Source organism: Brachyspira suanatina (assembly GCF_001049755.1).
GTDB lineage: Bacteria > Spirochaetota > Brachyspiria > Brachyspirales > Brachyspiraceae > Brachyspira > Brachyspira suanatina.
This window is the reverse complement of the sequence record NZ_CVLB01000002.1, coordinates 14,352-31,571: the sequence shown is the minus strand read 5'-3', so window position 1 is coordinate 31,571 and position 17,220 is coordinate 14,352. Positions and strand designations below refer to the sequence as shown.

Below are 17,220 nucleotides of genomic sequence, written 5' to 3'. Positions count from 1 at the left end.
TTATCTAATATGAAATTTACTTCTGTTTTGCTTTCCATTTATTAAAGTATTTTTTATCCAAGAACTGTTGTCATTCATAGGAATCCATCTTCTTTCTTCAACTCTGTAATGCCAATCTTTATCCTCCTGATAATATATTTGTATGCCGCTTCCTTCATGGATATTTAATATTTCATTATCATGATAATTTATTTCATCATAATCAGTACATGATTTCTGACCCATTTCTGAATAATATTCATTTAATGACATCAATGATTCATTTAATTTATCATCCATCTCTTTTACATTAAGACCTAATTTTTTAGCCTCTCTTATGGTGATAGGGTAGTTATGTGAAGGATAAGCTGAATTAAGAGAATTTGATATTTCATCTATTAATTTTTGATCTTTCATATGATATGACAATATATCTTTGCATAATTTTATTGATAGACTTGAAGCTCTGTCAACAGCACCTAAAACTAAAGGGTGTATATATTTGTATATATGCTCATAAGGATTATTATCATTGTTATTTGATTGTTCTTTCCATAACTTTATAACCCTTGCCAATTCATCTTGACTTACATATACAAGGCTATTATCCTTATTTACAGGTGATAATTCATGCTGAAGAGAGGTGTCTACAGCTGTTATAAATGCTAAAGGCCCCATTTGTATTTCATCAGCACCTAAACAAAGCATAGTAGCTGCACTTGCCGCTTCTAAAGGCAGTAATGCTATGAGTTTTTTGCATGACTGTCTAAGTAAATGTACTATTCTTAAAGAGGCCTGTCCGCTTCCGCCGGAACTTTTTATGAAAAAGTATATTTTATCACATTTTCCTATATGTTTAAGAATATCAGAAAGTACAATTACATCATTTTGGCATACACTTCCACCATTTGAATTCCAATAAGCAAGTAAAGGAGCATCTAATTGTTTTTTTATTTTATTAATAATTTCCTGAGTTTTAGAAAATAATATAGGTGGTTTTATAGTTTTAGTTTGTGATTTTTTGTCAGCCATAGTATAAACCTCTTTTTTAATTTACATAATTACATTTTTTCATTAGATTCTACATTAATAACAGATAATGTCAAATAATGATTTATTTTTTGATTAAATTTGCTTGACAAATTAAGAAATTTAGTGTATAAAAGTTGTATTATTATGCTTATTAATTAGTACAAGGAGTGCAATAAATTATGAAAAAGTTATTCGTAGTATTAACTTCCATTTTTATCGCTGCATCTGCTTACGGTTTAACAAACTCAACTTTGATTGATTTTGCTTTAACAGGTAATGCTGATAACTTACAAGCTGGAGAAGGTGATACAAATGAAGTAGTTCCAGTTGCAGAAAATCTTTATAATGATAACTGGGTAGTATGGTTGAATGAATCTGCTAGATTAACAGAGAATCGCAGAAATTCTTATGTTACTAACGTAGACAGTAAAGGTAACAATGGTGCCTGGGAAGCTGGTAAAGTTCTTGGAGTAAGAGTACATTTCCCATTAGCAGCTTGGAACAGTTATGCTTTAGTAAAACCAGTATATGAACTTGAAATGTATGGCGGTGCTGATGGCACTAAATATACAGAAGGTAAAGGTGTTATACATAACGTTGGCGAAATCAAATCTATTAGTTCTTGGGTTTATGGACGTAACTATTTAATTAGTTATTTTGTAAACTTACAAAATGAATTTGGTGAATTAAAATCTTATCCAATGGGTACTGTTTATTTCAATGGATGGAGACAAGTAAGATGGGAAAACAGAGAGTACTTACCTAATGTTCGTGACAGAGTCTTAGTAAGAGAACCTCTTTATCCTAGAATGATTCCTTCTGTTAAATTAGATTCTTTAGGTTTCTATAGAACTAAAGATACTAAAGGTGGAGATTTCATTACTTACGTTAAAGATGTAACAGTTGAATATGACGTAGTAGTTGTTGATTTCGAAGAAGATATCGATGATGAAGCTACTTGGCAGTTATTAAAAACAGAAAACGATAGAAAACAAGCTATCGAATCTGCTAGAATACGTGAGCAAGCTGAATTAAGAGATCTTGAACAAAGACGTATAGGTGACGGTGCTGCTGCTGATCAAGGTGCTGCTAACACAGGTGCTGCTGCTGATACAGGTGCTGCTCAAGAACAAGCTCAATAATTAGTTTGGAAATAAAAGGCTAATTAATAGATTAAGGGGAAACTTTAAGAGTTTCCCCTTTTTTTATTGTATTTTTTTTTATTTTACAATATAATTTATATTAAAATTATATTTAAGGAGTTATTTATGAGATTAATGAAACAACCTCTAATTAATAAAGATGATACTTTGTATATATGTGTAGATGAGCAGGGTAAATTGACAACTGCTGTTTATGATGCTGATTCTGTTATTAAGAATAGTAATATGCTTTTTAGAGTTGCTGATATGCATAATATACCTGTTTTAGCTACAGAGCAGTATCCTAAAGGTCTTGGACATACAGATGAAAGAATAGTATTTCCTAAAAATTGTAAGGTATTTTCTAAAGAATATTTTAGTATATTTGGAAGCGAAGATTTTGTAGAGGAATTTAATAAAATCAATAAAAAAAATATTGTTATTTTTGGAATAGAAACTCATGTATGTGTATATTATAGTGTTGTTCATTTGCTTGAAAATGGATATAACGTATATGTAGTTGCTGATGCATGTACTTCTAGAACAAAAGAAAATAAAGAAATAGCTTTGGAACAAATGAGAAAACTTGGTGCAAATATTGTAAATACTGAAATGGTAATATTCGGTCATATAGAAAGCTGTAAAGTTCCTTGTTTTAAAGATGTTAGTAAATTATTAAAAGATAATTAATTATATAATTAGGAGAAATAAAATGGCTAGAAAAAAACTTATTGCTGGTAATTGGAAAATGAATAATTCCAATAAAGAAGCTTTAGAATTAGTTAATAGTTTGAAAGGCTTAGTCAAAGATGTAAAAGACAGAGATATTATGATTGCGCCTACATTTACTTGTTTAAGTGATGTTCATAATGCAATTAAAGGAACTAATATTAAATTAGGTGCTCAGAATTTATATTTTGAAGAGAAAGGTGCTTTCACAGGTCAAATTTCTGCTGATATGCTTTTAGCTGTAGGATGTGAGTATGTTATTATAGGACACTCTGAATGCCGTGATATATTTGGTGAGAAAGATGAACTTATAAATAAAAAGGTAAAAAGAGCTTTAGATAAAAATCTTATACCTGTTTTATGCGTTGGAGAACATTTAGAAGAAAGAGAAAAAGGAATTACTTCTGATATAGTAAGTACTCAAACTAAAGAGGCATTCAAAGGTTTAAGTGAAGCTGAAGCTAAAAAAGTTGTTATAGCTTATGAGCCTGTTTGGGCTATTGGTACAGGAAAAACTGCTACTCCTCAAGACGCTGATGATGTACATAAAACTATTAGAGAAACTTTGAAATCTCTTTATAATGACAGTGTTGCTGAAGGTATGATTATACTTTATGGCGGAAGTGTTAATGAGAAAAATGCTGATGATTTACTTAATATGCCTAATATAGACGGAGCATTAGTAGGCGGTGCATCTTTAGTTGCTGATAAATTTGCTAGAATAGTTAATTATGTAGCTAAATAATTTATTGTTATTATTATATTAATATTATTTTTTAAGGGCAATGCTTATTAGTATTGCCCTTGTTTTATTTTTTTTAGAATATATAATATAAAGGTTTATTATTAAATAATTTAAAAGAGCATAATAATTTGAAGATATTGAATTTTTTTTGTATATTTTTATTTGTTTTTTATTCAAATATTTTATTTTCTCAGCAGCCTAAAATTTCTTTTGTGAATTTTTATATATGTAATGGAAATATTGGAAGTTCTGAAATATCTATGTATTTATATAGAGAAGGTACTAATATTGCTGGAAAATATTATTATAAAAATATCAATCAGTTTATAGATATAGAAGGATATATTAATCAAAATAAGTTATATATAGAGGAAAAAGTTAATAATCGTATAACAGGATATTTTAATGGAATAGTTTCTAATGATTCATTTTTTTCAGGAGAATGGACATCTCAGGATGGAGAAAATAAATATGATTTTTATTTTTATAGAAATGAATCATATCCTATTAATAATTTAAATATTATAAATTCAACATTGGAAATAAATTTTGATAACAATAGAAAATTTATATCTAGTAAAGATTCTATTATATTAAATAATGAAAAAAATCTTAATAATTTAGATAGAATTTCTCTAGATGTTGATGGAATAAAATCTTTAAATACAAATAGAATAGCATATATTCTTAATAATTCAATTATTGACGAGTATAATGTTTGGAAAAGGTCATCATACAATAAAGACGATTTTCATCTTATAAAAGAAATAGATGTTTCTTATTTAGATGAAAATATTATATCATTTTCCATATATAATTATTCTTATACTGGCGGAATGCATGGGATATATAATGTTGCCCCTGCTATATATTTGATTTCAACAGGAGAGAAGATAGGAACAAATTTATCTGAGCTTGTAGAAAATCAAAATGATAGAGAATTGATTAATTTGATGAGATCTAAATTACTTAGAAATTTTACAGAAAAAGATTTTTTTGATTTTTATTCTATTAGACTTAGTGATATTTATGATATTACTCCTTCTGGAATAAAATTTATATGGCCTTTATACAAGATAGCTGATTATGCTCAAGGTGTTATAGAGATAGATTTTACTTATTTAGAGCTTAGACCTTTTGTCAGAAAAGATTCTAAATTTTGGTATTTGTTTAATAAATAATTTATTACTGTTATATTGAGGATATATTTTATGAATGATAATGATATTCATCCAATAATGAAAGAGCTTACAAAGGTTACTAAAGAAATGCCTATGCCTGTTGTAACTGAAATAAAAATAATAACAAATAGAGATGCTTATAAAATTTTAATATCAACAATGCTTTCTCTTAGAACAAAAGATCCTACAACTAGAGATGCTTCTATGAGATTGTTTGAAAAAGCAGGAAATCCTAAGGATATGCTTAAACTTTCAGAAGAAGAAATTGCAAAATTAATATATCCTGTTGGATTTTATAAAGTAAAGGCTAAAAATATATTGGAAGTATCTCAAATGATAATAGATGATTTTAAAGGACAAGTACCTGATGAGATAGATGAACTTTTAAAACTTAAAGGTGTTGGAAGAAAGGTTGCCAATCTTGTAGTAACTGAAGCCTTTGATAAAGACGGTATATGTGTAGATACTCATGTTCATAGAATATCAAATAGATTTGGATATGTTCATACAAAAACTCCTGAAGAAACAGAGTTTGCATTAAGAGATAAACTTCCTAAAGAGTATTGGAGAGTTTATAATGATACTCTTGTTGTTTACGGACAGAATTTATGCAAACCTATTTCTCCGTTATGCTCAAAATGCACTGTATCTCAGTACTGTGATTATTTTAAAAATGAATATAAAGAGCATAAAGAAAAAAGTAATGAAAAAAAATCTGCTAAGAAAAAATAAATATTATTAATTATTCATTATCTTTCTTGTATTTATTTTATTCATCTTTTTAAATGAAATATTTGCCTGAGATATTATTACACCTAGTAATATGAATATTATTCCTGTAATAGCAAATATAGTTATATTTTCATCTAAAACTATTTTTGAAGTTATTAATGTTATTATTGGTATGAAGTATATATATGTATTTGTTTTAACAGCACCTAATATTTTTGTAGCATAGGCCCAAGTTATAAAGCATAAAGTACATGCTATAAAAGATAAAAATAAAAAATTAATTAAGTTTACAGGCTTTAAATAATCATTTATATTTATATCAAATCCCATAAAAAACATTACAGGCAGCATAAATATTATTCCATACATAAAAGTCTTTTTAGTTATTAAAATTGAATTATGCCCTAAATCAGCAATTTTTTTTACTAATACAGAATATATACCCCACATAACTGCAGCAAGTATAGCAAACATATCTCCTATAGGATTTATTTTTAATATAAACTTTCCATTAAATGTTATTATAACTATACCAATTATTGCAAATATAAATCCTATAAAAAAGTTAATCTTTAATTTTTCTTTTAAAAATATTGAAGCGAATATACCTGTAAATAATGGACCTATAGCAACCAAAATTCCAACATTTGATGCTAAAGAATAATTTAATGCCATATTTTCAAATAAATAATAAAGTGTTATTCCGCTTAATCCTGTTATAGCAAATAATATCTCTTCTTTTTTTGTATATATTTTATTGTTTTTAGGATATATTATAAACAATAAAGCAAATCCTAATAAAAATCTGCTGAAAAGTATTTCTATGGGAGAGAAATCTCTTAATAATATTTTCGTTGAAATAAAAGTGATACCCCACATTAATATACTGAAAAATGTGCATAAGTATGCTTTAATATTTTGATTGATAAACATGGTGTTTTTCCAACTATTTAGAAGAATCCTTTATAACGTTTTTTATATATTCATCATCTTCTATTACTTTTATAGAATTTTTATTATCTGTTTCTTTTTTATCAGAACAAGATAATAATAACATAATTAAAACTAATAAACAATAGATTTTTTTTATCATTATATTATCCGCAAACAAATTATACTACATTATATAAACATATAATATCTAAAAATATAAAAAATAATTACTTTATTATTAAAATTGTTTGACAAAATGCCTAAATATCATATTATTGTTATTAACATAATATTTGCATAATTTTAAAGGAACAATGAATATGAAAAAAAAATTATTATATTTTATTATTTCAGTATCATTATTATTTGTATTTTCCTGCTCCAAAAAACCTTATGATAATATCAATTTGAAAAAAGCATTGGATTTAATGAGTAAATCAACTAATTTAGTTTTATTAGATGTTAGGACGCCAGAAGAATATATGGGCGGAAGTGCTCCTAATTCTATTAATATTGATGTTCTTAATACAGATTTCAAAAGTAAAATAGATCTTTTAGATAAAAATAAAGAATATATAGTATATTGCAGAAGCGGAAATAGATCCTCTATAGCTTCAAGTATAATGGCTACTAATGGTTTTTTACATGTTTATAATTTACAGAATATAAGCTATGTTGATTTTGTGAATGCTATATTAACAAATCAAAATTAATTTTTTATATAAGTAAGCAAGGATATTAAAAATCCCTGCTTATTTTTTATTTTATTATGATGTTATGATGCTTTTATTTCTTTTATAGCATTTTGTATATCATCATATATTTTTAATTTTTTATGTGCCTCCAATGATTTTAAAGACCATTTTGAATATTCATTTAAACCTGTTAATATTAAATTTCCTCCTCTAAATTCCAATACTTTTTGAACTTCAAGCATTAAATATATGGCATTTGATATTATGTATTTTGTATTGTTTCTAAAATGTATAATGATATTTTTGGTATAATTCTCTAAAAGCCTATTTAATATATTATAAAGCTCATTATATGTACTTTTATTAATATCTTTTTCTATTATAAGTATGATATTTTTATCATTATTTATATAGTATTCTTTTATACTGTTTTTTATAATATTTTTTTCCATAAATTTACTCCTTTATTAATTTATTTTATATTAGGTTTCCTCCTTCTCTAAATTTATCAACTTTTTCTTTCAAAGTATCATACAGTCTTAAAAAACTAGGCAGAGATAAATATACAGCAGTATCAACATCTACAGTATTTTCTTTTCTTATCTCATTACCAAGTAGTAGCACTATTTCTTCATCATTTTGTATTATAGCGCTTCTATTACTGTATATATTTCTAGATCTTTTCATATTGTATTTTGTATTGTTTATTTTCATATTATCTCCATTTATAGTTTTATATATAATATTATAATATGAATATTATATATGTATTTAAAATATACTTTTTATTTTAAATAAGTCATTAATGTGAAGTAATATATAGTTCCTATAAATATTAAAAAGTACATATATTATAAAAAAATCAAATTTTATACGCGTTTTTTATAGAAAATGAGTGTCAATTTATTTGTTTTAAATAAAAAAATAAAATACTTGTTTTTTATGGATTTTTATTATATCATATAATATTAGTAAAAAAGTAAGTTTAATATTTTAAGGAAATCAAATTAATTTATGAAAAAAGTTGTATTATTTATTATATTATTGAGTGTACAAGCCTATTCCCAAATAATGACTCCTGAAAAAGTTGTAAGTATGATATCTAATAGATTTTCAACTATTAAAGGATTCTCAGCTAATTTTGTAGAGAGAAATGGGGAAAAAGTTTCTTATGGTAATGTTATAACTAAAAATCCTAATCTATTTAGGATGCAGTATTCAAGCGGAGGAAATGGACAATCTATATACTGTAATGGAGAAACTTTGTGGATAATATTTCCTAAAAATAATGTTGTAGCAGAGCAGAAATTAAATTATGGTGATTCAGGAGCTATATATACTCCTGAAGGAATTATGAGATTAACTACTAAATTTAATATAGATTTTTATGATGAAAGAGAATTGGTATCTTTGAATAGCTTTAATGACTCTGAACTAGGCATAGCTAAATATAATAGTTCCTATGCGGCAAATGATAATAGAAAGGCTTATCATATGCTTTTAACTTCAAAGCAGGCTAGTGTAGACAGAACAGGCTTTACAAAGATACATTTATGGGTTGATAATACAGGTATGATTATAAGAATACTAGGTATAACTACTACTAATGTTCCGGTTGAGTATTTATTTACATCTATCAGATACAATCCTAAATATGAAGATAATAATAAGGATTTTGAACCGGAAATATCAGAAAATATGCAGGTGCTTAAAGATGGTTTAGTGCCTAACAATTAATTTTAAGGATTTATATGGAAACTATAGGTCAAATATTAAAAAATGCTAGAGAAAAGAAAGGGCTTACTATAGAAGAACTAGAGGCTACAACTCATATAGTTGCTAGATTTATTAAGGCTTTGGAAAATGAAGAATTTGATGTTCTTCCTGGTGAAATATATGTAAAGGGTTTTATAAAGAATTTAAGCGATAAATTATCATTAGATGCTGATATGGTTCTTGAAAGATATAATTTGCAAAAAAACGGCATCAAATCTGAACAGGATTTATTGAAAAACGGTAAAGCTATTAAAAATATTAAGAAAAATAAAGAGCCTGTAAAAGAAATTAAAGAGAATAAAGATATTAAAGAAAGTAAAGAGCAAGAACCTGTTAAAGAAACAGTAAAAGAAACTAATACTAAAGAATCTCTTAAAGATGCTATAAATACAGAAAAGCATGAAGAAAAAACTATAAAAGAAACAAATAAAAAAAATAAAAATACCAATACAAATAATCGTGCTGAAGCAGATTTGCTTTTTATGGCTAGAAGAGATTTATATAAATTAAGAAATAAAAATAGATCTATAATGCCTACAGTTATTATAATACTCGCTATTGTAGTTGTTATAGCAGTTATAGTATTTAATTGGAAAAATATAACAGGATTTATATTTCCTTCAAATAATAAAAGACAAAACAGAAATGAGGTTGAAATATCAAAAAATATAGTTGATAGTAAGGCTAAGCAAAGCGTTAAATCAGGAGATGTTATATATTTTAAGCCTCTTGGAATATCAGCTACAATAAAATTTAATAGTATAGGAAATGTACTTCATATTAATATAAATGGACAGGATTTATCTTTTTCTAAAAGTAGCCCTATAATATTAGATTTGAATGGAAATGGAATAAATGATTTCAAGATAAGTGTTATAGAAGTTTATGATAATTCAGCTACTGTTGAAATGGAAAAGCTTGAAGAAAATCAAATGGTTAATACAGGCTATACTAATGATATTGAAACAACAGCTGCTTTAAATACTACTAATTATAATGACACTGTATCTACTAATTTAGTTGTGATAAATGGAGAAACTTATATAGAACAGGATACTGAAAAAGTAGATATAAGAATAGAAATAACTGCTAAGCATTTTGTATATATAAGATATTTTATAGATTCTAATAGACCAGCAACTACTAACCTTTTAAGCGGTAAAACATTGTATTTAGAAGCTAATGATGTTGTTATGCTTACTATAGGTAATGCGGGCGAGGTTGTAGTAAAAGTTAATGGCAAAATTATTAATGTAGGTGCTGCAGGAGAGACAGTTAATAAAACTATAAAATGGGTTAAGAATTTGAATGACTCTACAAGATATAATCTTATTATGTCAGATACTAAATAATTATTTATTTAATATTTGAATATTTTGGCAGCAGAATATCATATTTAATATTAAAAAGGAAATTTAATTTGCAAAATATATATTTACATAGTTTAGGATGCGAGAAAAACACAGTTGATGGAGAGCATATATTAGCCATATTACAGAAAAAAGGTTTTAATATTACCAATAATCCGGAAGATGCAGATATAATAGTTATAAATACTTGTGCTTTTATAGAGGATTCAAAGAAAGAATCTATTGATGCTATATTCGATCATTCTATGTATAAAAAATACGGAAAATGTAAGAGATTAATAGTATCAGGCTGTATGAGTGAGAGATATAAAGAAAATTTTCTTGAGATGTTCAAGGAAGTTGATTCTGCTATAGGAATATATGATTTAGAAAATATATTAAAAGCCGTAGAAGAAGATGGTTTTCATGATGCAAAAGAAAATACTGAATATAAAGAGTATGGCGATAGGATAAATACAGGTACTAAGTATAGTGTTTATATAAGAATAAGTGACGGATGTCATGCAAACTGTAGTTTTTGTGCTATACCAGGAATAAGAGGCGAACATAGAAGCAGAAAGATTGAAGATATTGTAAAAGAGGCTGAAAATTATGCTAAAAACGGAGCTAAAGAGATTAATTTAATAGCTCAGGAAACAACTTTTTACGGATATGATATATACAATAAATTGGCCTTACCAGATTTGCTTAAAGCTCTTTCAAAGGTTGAAGGCATTCAATGGATAAGAGTATTATATCAGAATCCTGTTGTTTTGAATGATGAGATAATAGAATCATTCTTTAATACTGATAAAGTTGTTCCTTATTTTGATATACCTTTACAGCATGTTGATAAAGATATATTAAAAGATATGAACAGAGGCATAAGAAGCTATAAATTTTATAGAGAGATGATAGATAAAATAAGAAGCTATGATAATGATGCTGTCATAAGAACTTCTTTGATAGTGGGATTTCCAGGAGAAACGCCTGAATCATTTAAAAAGTTAATAAAGTTTGTAAGAAATGCTAAGCTAGATAGGGTAGGAGTATTCACTTATTCTGAAGAGGAGAATACTAAGGCTTTACTTATAAATAAACCTAAAATGAGCAGAAACAGAAAATTAATGCTTAGAGAAAAACTTATGAGGGTAGCTATAGAAGTATCCGAAAAAAGATTAGAAAGATTTATAGGAAGAACTATAGATGTATTGATAGAGAAAAAAGAAGATAATAATAAATTTATAGGCAGAAGCATATATGATGCTCCAGAAGTTGATGGATATGTTGAAGTTTATAATGAAAATACTAATAACAATATAAATATTGGCGATATAGTGAAGGTTGCTGTTACTCATAATACGGAATATGATTTAATAGGCAATGTTATTTAATTAGGAGATCTTTTGTTATGAAGAAAAAAAAGCAGGAAAATGAACCTAACAGCGTTGAAAAAGAAGAGAAAAAATCATCTTATGCTAATAGAGAAGATGCTTTCAGAGCATATTTTGAAATAGTTACTAAGATAGTTTATACATTGAATCTAATATCCGATAGAAATGATATGACTAGAAGACTATCAAGCAATATTGATAGGGCTTTAGGATATGATGATGAGATGATGTCTAATAATGAGAAAATAGTCAATAATGCTAATGAAGTTGAATTACTTATAAATTCTCTTAAAGCAGATGTAAGAAAGATATCTGCCTTCAAAAAATATAATTTCAATATAGAAAAATTTATATCAGATAAAAATTTAGATTTAGATGAAAGATTTATTTTATATTCTGTATTGGTTTATACTATTTACGGCGATTCTATGTCAGCAATATCTGTTAGAAGAATATTAGAGCTTATTACATTAAATAATGATATATATATAAATAAGTATCATTATTTTGATAATAATAGTAAATTGATATCAAGCGGTATATTTAATTTATCGCATGAACCTTATCCAAGCAGCGGTATACTTGAAATAACTAATACATTGATAACATTCATAAATTCTAAAGTGATATTCGCATTTTTAGAAAAAGATAATTATAATGTGATAGAAAGTATAATGAGCAGCGGAGAAGCTATAAAGAAAATTTCATTAGAAAATAAACTATACGGTAAACGTAGATCTTCCGAATCAAATATTTTAACTCCTAAGGAAATAGTAGCTCAATTAGATAAAACAGTTATAGGTCAGGACGAGGCAAAAAAAGCATTAGCCGTGCATGCTTATTTGCATTGTTTGAGAATAAATGGCAATAAAGATATACCATTCAGATCAAATATTCTTATGATAGGTCCTACAGGAGTTGGAAAAACTTATTTAGTAAAAACATTGGCAGATATATTGGGACTTCCTTTTGCTCGTGCGGATGTTACCACGCTTACAGAAACAGGTTATGTAGGTGATGATGTAGAAGTAGTTCTTTATAATCTTTATAGAAAAGCTAATGGCGATCTGGAAAAAGCCCAGCATGGTATAGTATTTTTAGATGAGGTTGATAAGATAGCAAAGGCTGATGCTCATCAATCTACTACAGGTAATCCTTCAGATAAAGCTGTACAGGAAGCACTTCTTTCTATGATGAATGGTGAGGACATAAGAGTGCCTGAATTCGGCGATAGAAGAATGATGCATTCAAGCGACGGAATACTTATGAATACTAAAAACATATTATTTATATTTGGAGGTGCTTTTGTAGGTCTTGATGATATAATCAAGATGCGTTTGAAAGGAGAAAGCAGTTTAGGATTCGGCTCTAATGCTGTTATAAATAAACTGCAGAAAAATAGGATACTAAGTCAGGTTGATGTTAAAGATATAGAAAAATATGGTATGATACCTGAATTTATAGGCAGAATACCTATAATAGTAACATTGAATGATCTTACTAAAGAAAATTTGAAAGATATCTTGACAAAAACTTCAGAATCTCCTATTATAAAATATACTGAATTTTTCAAAAGTATAGGTAAGAAGTTAGTAGTAACGGCAGAAGCAATTAACTTTATAGTTGATAAGGCTTCTAGTATGAACATGGGTGCAAGATCTTTAAAAAGTATAGTTGAAACTGCAATGGTTAATATACTTTTCAATTTAGACGGAGTAAAAGGCAATACTTTAACTCTTACTAAATATGATATAGAAAATGCATTCAGCGAGAAAGAGTTTGTAACTTCAGGCAATGAAGATAAAAAAACAGATAATTCTAATAAGAATTTTTCTAAAGAATCTTTTATGGCTTGATTTTACTTTATGTTTGTTTATTTGTTATAAATAATGTATATATAATTATTTAAGAACAGGTAATATTGGAGTTTGTAGAGATGATAGTAACTAAAGAAAAAGAATTATTAAAAGATTATGAATTAATAGAAGCACATAAAAAAGGCGATAGCGAAGCATTAGATATATTATTAACAAGATACAAAAACTATATATTTAACTTATCATATCGTTTTATGCATAATTATGAAGATGCTATGGATTTAACACAAGATGTGTTAATTCGTGTGTATAAAGCAATAGACAGGTATGAAGAACGTAATTATTTCAAAGGTTGGTTATACCGTATAATAAGCAATACAGCTATAAATATGTATTCTAAAGCCTATAGGAGAGAGTCTCCTTATTTAGAAAAACTAGAGATAGTTGATGATAAAAGGTATAATACAGAAAAAGAATATGAAAGAATATATCTTCAGGAAAAAATTTACAATGCTTCTACTAAATTAAAGGGAAAACAGAGAGATGTCTTTATATTGAGATATTATGAGAATTACTCATATAAAGAAATATCAGATATTTTAAATATATCAAGCGATTCAGCTAAGAGTAATTATTCTTATGCTCTTAAAAAAATGAAATCGCTCCTAGAAAAAGAAAGGACTCTTTTATGAAACTACATGACATGATGCAATTTAAAAGCAAAATCGAAAAGAAGCGACATCATTTTGATTTGCCAAGTTTGCCTGATAGAGAATGGCAGTACATGTTGCAAAGAGCTAAAATGGAAAGTATTAAAAAAAATGATATAAGTCCATTGTATGCTTTTATGAGTTCTGTCAGACTTTCTATAGCTCTATCTACAGCAATATTTTTGGTATTAGCTTTATCCTTGTTTTATGGAAATCCTAATAAAGATGATTCTCCTAAGACTAACACTGCATCATCTAGTAAGACTAATATAAATGTTGTTAATGTAGCTAATAGTAGTTTTATTTAAAATTTAAAACCTATAATAGAAATTCTAAATTATACATTAGCATATCTTTATGTTAATGTATAATTTTGTTTTATTTATAATAGTATTTCTATTATATCCGATAATGACTATTAAAATATTTTATAGATGTAAAATATAATACAGGATTATAATATGTTCCAATTTCATTTAACAAGCAAAGCAAAAAAGGTAATAGAATTATATGCTCAGGAAGAAGCAAAAAGATTAAATCATGATATGGTTACTCCAGAACATATACTTTTGGGGCTTCTGCATGAATCAGAGGCTTTGGCAACTCGTGTTTTAATGAGATTGAAAATTGATTTGGACAGACTTAAATTAGAATTAGAATCAGCTATGGTAAAATCTTCAACTACAAAAGTATTTGGAACTTTACCTACTGCTCCTAGAGTACAGAAACTTATAAGCAGATCTGCTGAAGAGGCAAGGGCTTTAAGTCATAATTATATAGGTACTGAACATTTACTTCTTGGACTTTTAAGAGAGGAAAGCGGTACAGCTTATAATGTACTTACAAGTATGGGACTTGAGCTTACTATATTAAGACAAGAAATATTAAAAATGCTTGGTGTTGCTGGAAGTAATATGTCTTCTATGGAGCAGACTAGTCAGGAAGATAATGTAAAAAAGGTTAAAACACCTACTTTAGATCAATTTGCTAGAGATTTGACTAAAATGGCTAGAGATAAAACTTTAGACAGAGTTATAGGCAGAGAAAATGAAGTTATGAGAGTTGTTCAGATTCTATCAAGAAGAAAAAAGAATAATCCTATACTTCTTGGAGAACCTGGAGTAGGTAAAACAGCTATAGTTGAAGGACTTGCTGAAAAGATAGTAGCTGCTGATGTACCTGATATACTCCTTAAAAAACGTGTATTAACTTTAGATTTATCTTCTGTTGTTGCTGGTACAAAATACAGAGGTGAATTTGAAGAGAGAATAAAGAATATAGTTTTAGAAATAAAAAAAGCTAGTAATATTATCATATTTATAGATGAGCTTCATACATTAATAGGAGCAGGTGGTGCTGAAGGTGCTTTGGATGCTGCTAATATGTTAAAGCCTGCACTTTCAAGAGGAGAGATTCAGTGTATAGGTGCTACTACTATAAATGAATATAAAAAATATATAGAAAAAGACGGTGCTTTGGTTAGAAGATTTCAACCTATCAACGTGGAAGAACCTAGTATAGAAGATACTATAGAAATATTGAATGGTATCAAAGGTAAATATGAAGAACATCATAAAGTGAAATATACTGATGAGGCAATAAATGCTGCTGCTGTATTAAGTAAGAGATATATTTTTGAAAGACATTTGCCTGATAAAGCTATAGATTTGATAGATGAGGCAGGTTCAAGAGCAAGACTTCTTAATATGACAAGACCACAGGAGTTTAAAGATTTAGAGAAAAAGATAGAAGAGCTTAATCAGCAGAAGAAAAATGCTGTTGATAATCAGAATTTTGAAGATGCTGCTAAAATAAGAGATGAAATTAGTTCTATACAGGAAGAGCTTGCTAAGAAAGAAGAAAAATGGCGTGAAGAAAGAGAAAAGATAGAAACATTCATTGAAGAAGATGATATAAGACATGTTATATCTGAAATAACTAATATACCTATAAAAAGATTATTAAATTCAGAAAGCAAAAGACTAATAGGTATGGAAGAAGAACTACATCAGAAAGTTGTAGGACAGAAAGAAGCTATAGCTTCTATATCTAAAGCAATTAGAAGAAGCAGAGCAGGACTTAAAACATCAAAAAGACCTCTTGGAAGTTTTATTTTCTTGGGACCTACAGGTGTTGGTAAAACTGCTTTAGCTAAAGTACTTTCAGAGTTTATGTTTGGAGATAGTGATGCTCTTATCAGGATAGATATGAGTGAGTTTATGGAAAAATTTGCTGTAAGCAGGCTTATAGGAGCCCCTCCTGGATATGTTGGTTATGAAGAGGGAGGCGGACTTACTGAAAAGGTGAGAAGAAAACCTTATTCTCTTATACTTTTCGATGAAATAGAAAAAGCTCATCCTGATGTTACTAATATACTTTTACAGGTGCTTGAGGAAGGTCAGCTTACTGATAATTTTGGAAGAAAAGTTGATTTTTCAAATACAATTATAATAATAACAAGTAATTTAGGTGCAAGAGATATTGTGAAAGGAAGTTCTTTAGGATTTAATGCTGTTGGAAGTGAAAAAGATGCTAATGACATTAAAAATTTTGCTTTAGAAGAATTAAAGCAGAATTTTAATCCTGAGTTTTTAAATAGAATTGATGATATTATAGTATTCCATACTCTTAGTAAAGAGGATTTGAAAGATATTATTAATATAATGCTTAAAGAGCTTAATGAGGCTATTAAAGAAAGAAATATAGTTATTAATTTAAGCGAAGAAGCTAAGAATTATATTATAGATAAAGGATTTGATAAGAAGTATGGTGCTAGAAGTTTAAGAAGGGCTATACAGAAAGAGATAGAGGATTATGTGAGTACCGAAATATTGTTCGGTAATATAGAAGATGGTGATACTATTAACGTTGATGCTAATGATGGCTCTTTGATATTTTCTTATGATAAGTCAGTTAAGACAGAAAATAAGGAATTATCTAAAAGTTAGTTAACATACTCCTATAAATATTTGTGATGCTTCCAAAATTATTCTTGATGATTTTGGG

At 27.3% G+C, this 17,220-nt stretch carries 18 protein-coding genes; 13 read left to right on the top strand and 5 right to left on the bottom strand.

Features of this window, described 5'->3' with window-relative positions:
* The gene (locus BRSU_RS09805) at nucleotides 1-1,011 is read right to left on the bottom strand and encodes an SDH family Clp fold serine proteinase (RefSeq protein WP_048595199.1); all 1,011 of its coding nucleotides are present in this window, start codon (nucleotides 1,009-1,011) and stop codon (nucleotides 1-3) included.
* Between the two features lie 179 nt (nucleotides 1,012-1,190).
* Here BRSU_RS09805 and BRSU_RS09800 point away from each other — a divergent pair, with 179 nt between their 5' ends.
* The 5 genes from BRSU_RS09800 (at nucleotide 1,191) to BRSU_RS09780 (ending at nucleotide 5,540) form a co-directional block, all read left to right on the top strand.
* Nucleotides 1,191-2,153: a flagellar filament outer layer protein FlaA gene (locus BRSU_RS09800; RefSeq protein WP_048595198.1), complete on the top strand. Its 963-nt coding sequence runs from the start codon at nucleotides 1,191-1,193 to the stop codon at nucleotides 2,151-2,153.
* A gap of 126 nt (nucleotides 2,154-2,279) precedes the next feature.
* Entirely contained in the window at nucleotides 2,280-2,843 is a 564-nt protein-coding gene (locus tag BRSU_RS09795; protein ID WP_048595197.1) for an isochorismatase family protein, read from the top strand.
* 22 nt (nucleotides 2,844-2,865) lie between these two features.
* Complete coding sequence (gene tpiA / locus BRSU_RS09790) at nucleotides 2,866-3,627, top strand: triose-phosphate isomerase (RefSeq protein ID WP_048595196.1); 762 nt, start codon at nucleotides 2,866-2,868, stop codon at nucleotides 3,625-3,627.
* 137 nt (nucleotides 3,628-3,764) lie between these two features.
* Nucleotides 3,765-4,808 (top strand): polysaccharide deacetylase family protein, encoded by a 1,044-nt coding sequence (locus BRSU_RS09785; RefSeq protein ID WP_425339091.1) that lies wholly within the window; start codon nucleotides 3,765-3,767, stop codon nucleotides 4,806-4,808.
* Between the two features lie 30 nt (nucleotides 4,809-4,838).
* Complete coding sequence (locus BRSU_RS09780; RefSeq protein ID WP_048595194.1) at nucleotides 4,839-5,540, top strand: endonuclease III domain-containing protein; 702 nt, start codon at nucleotides 4,839-4,841, stop codon at nucleotides 5,538-5,540.
* A gap of 6 nt (nucleotides 5,541-5,546) precedes the next feature.
* Here BRSU_RS09780 and BRSU_RS09775 read toward each other — a convergent pair whose 3' ends face one another.
* Together BRSU_RS09775 and BRSU_RS14590 are read right to left on the bottom strand one after the other, a co-directional pair.
* Nucleotides 5,547-6,473 (bottom strand): DMT family transporter, encoded by a 927-nt coding sequence (locus BRSU_RS09775; RefSeq protein ID WP_048595193.1) that lies wholly within the window; start codon nucleotides 6,471-6,473, stop codon nucleotides 5,547-5,549.
* A 13-nt stretch (nucleotides 6,474-6,486) separates the two neighbouring features.
* Nucleotides 6,487-6,633 carry a hypothetical protein gene (locus BRSU_RS14590; protein ID WP_167336128.1) on the bottom strand — a complete coding sequence of 49 codons (147 nt, stop codon included), beginning with the start codon at nucleotides 6,631-6,633 and terminating at the stop codon, nucleotides 6,487-6,489.
* Nucleotides 6,634-6,793: 160 nt separating this feature from the next.
* On the opposite strand from BRSU_RS14590, the gene BRSU_RS09770 reads away from it, so the two are divergent.
* Nucleotides 6,794-7,186, top strand: a complete 393-nt coding sequence (locus BRSU_RS09770) for a rhodanese-like domain-containing protein (RefSeq protein WP_048595192.1) — start codon at nucleotides 6,794-6,796, stop codon at nucleotides 7,184-7,186.
* Between the two features lie 62 nt (nucleotides 7,187-7,248).
* Here the strand turns inward: BRSU_RS09770 and BRSU_RS09765 are convergent, their stop codons facing one another.
* Together BRSU_RS09765 and BRSU_RS09760 are read right to left on the bottom strand one after the other, a co-directional pair.
* Nucleotides 7,249-7,620, bottom strand: coding sequence for an STAS domain-containing protein (locus tag BRSU_RS09765; protein WP_048595191.1), 372 nt, complete (start codon nucleotides 7,618-7,620; stop codon nucleotides 7,249-7,251).
* A gap of 25 nt (nucleotides 7,621-7,645) precedes the next feature.
* Entirely contained in the window at nucleotides 7,646-7,882 is a 237-nt protein-coding gene (locus tag BRSU_RS09760; protein ID WP_048595190.1) for a hypothetical protein, read from the bottom strand.
* A gap of 300 nt (nucleotides 7,883-8,182) precedes the next feature.
* Here BRSU_RS09760 and BRSU_RS09755 point away from each other — a divergent pair, with 300 nt between their 5' ends.
* The 7 genes from BRSU_RS09755 (at nucleotide 8,183) to BRSU_RS09725 (ending at nucleotide 17,162) form a co-directional block, all read left to right on the top strand.
* Nucleotides 8,183-8,905 carry a LolA family protein gene (locus tag BRSU_RS09755; protein ID WP_048595189.1) on the top strand — a complete coding sequence of 241 codons (723 nt, stop codon included), beginning with the start codon at nucleotides 8,183-8,185 and terminating at the stop codon, nucleotides 8,903-8,905.
* A 14-nt stretch (nucleotides 8,906-8,919) separates the two neighbouring features.
* Entirely contained in the window at nucleotides 8,920-10,296 is a 1,377-nt protein-coding gene (locus BRSU_RS09750) for a helix-turn-helix domain-containing protein (RefSeq protein ID WP_048595188.1), read from the top strand.
* Between the two features lie 68 nt (nucleotides 10,297-10,364).
* Nucleotides 10,365-11,687, top strand: coding sequence for a 30S ribosomal protein S12 methylthiotransferase RimO (gene rimO, locus BRSU_RS09745; RefSeq protein ID WP_048595187.1), 1,323 nt, complete (start codon nucleotides 10,365-10,367; stop codon nucleotides 11,685-11,687).
* Nucleotides 11,688-11,704: 17 nt separating this feature from the next.
* Nucleotides 11,705-13,543 carry an ATP-dependent Clp protease ATP-binding subunit ClpX gene (gene clpX, locus BRSU_RS09740; RefSeq protein ID WP_048595186.1) on the top strand — a complete coding sequence of 613 codons (1,839 nt, stop codon included), beginning with the start codon at nucleotides 11,705-11,707 and terminating at the stop codon, nucleotides 13,541-13,543.
* An 80-nt stretch (nucleotides 13,544-13,623) separates the two neighbouring features.
* The gene (locus BRSU_RS09735) at nucleotides 13,624-14,196 is read left to right on the top strand and encodes an RNA polymerase sigma factor (RefSeq protein WP_008722679.1); all 573 of its coding nucleotides are present in this window, start codon (nucleotides 13,624-13,626) and stop codon (nucleotides 14,194-14,196) included.
* Nucleotides 14,193-14,522, top strand: coding sequence for a hypothetical protein (locus BRSU_RS09730; RefSeq protein ID WP_048595185.1), 330 nt, complete (start codon nucleotides 14,193-14,195; stop codon nucleotides 14,520-14,522). The genes BRSU_RS09735 and BRSU_RS09730 overlap by 4 nt, the downstream gene beginning before the upstream one ends.
* Before the next feature lie 153 nt (nucleotides 14,523-14,675).
* The gene (locus BRSU_RS09725; RefSeq protein WP_048595184.1) at nucleotides 14,676-17,162 is read left to right on the top strand and encodes an ATP-dependent Clp protease ATP-binding subunit; all 2,487 of its coding nucleotides are present in this window, start codon (nucleotides 14,676-14,678) and stop codon (nucleotides 17,160-17,162) included.
* The last annotated feature ends 58 nt before the right edge of the window (nucleotides 17,163-17,220 follow it).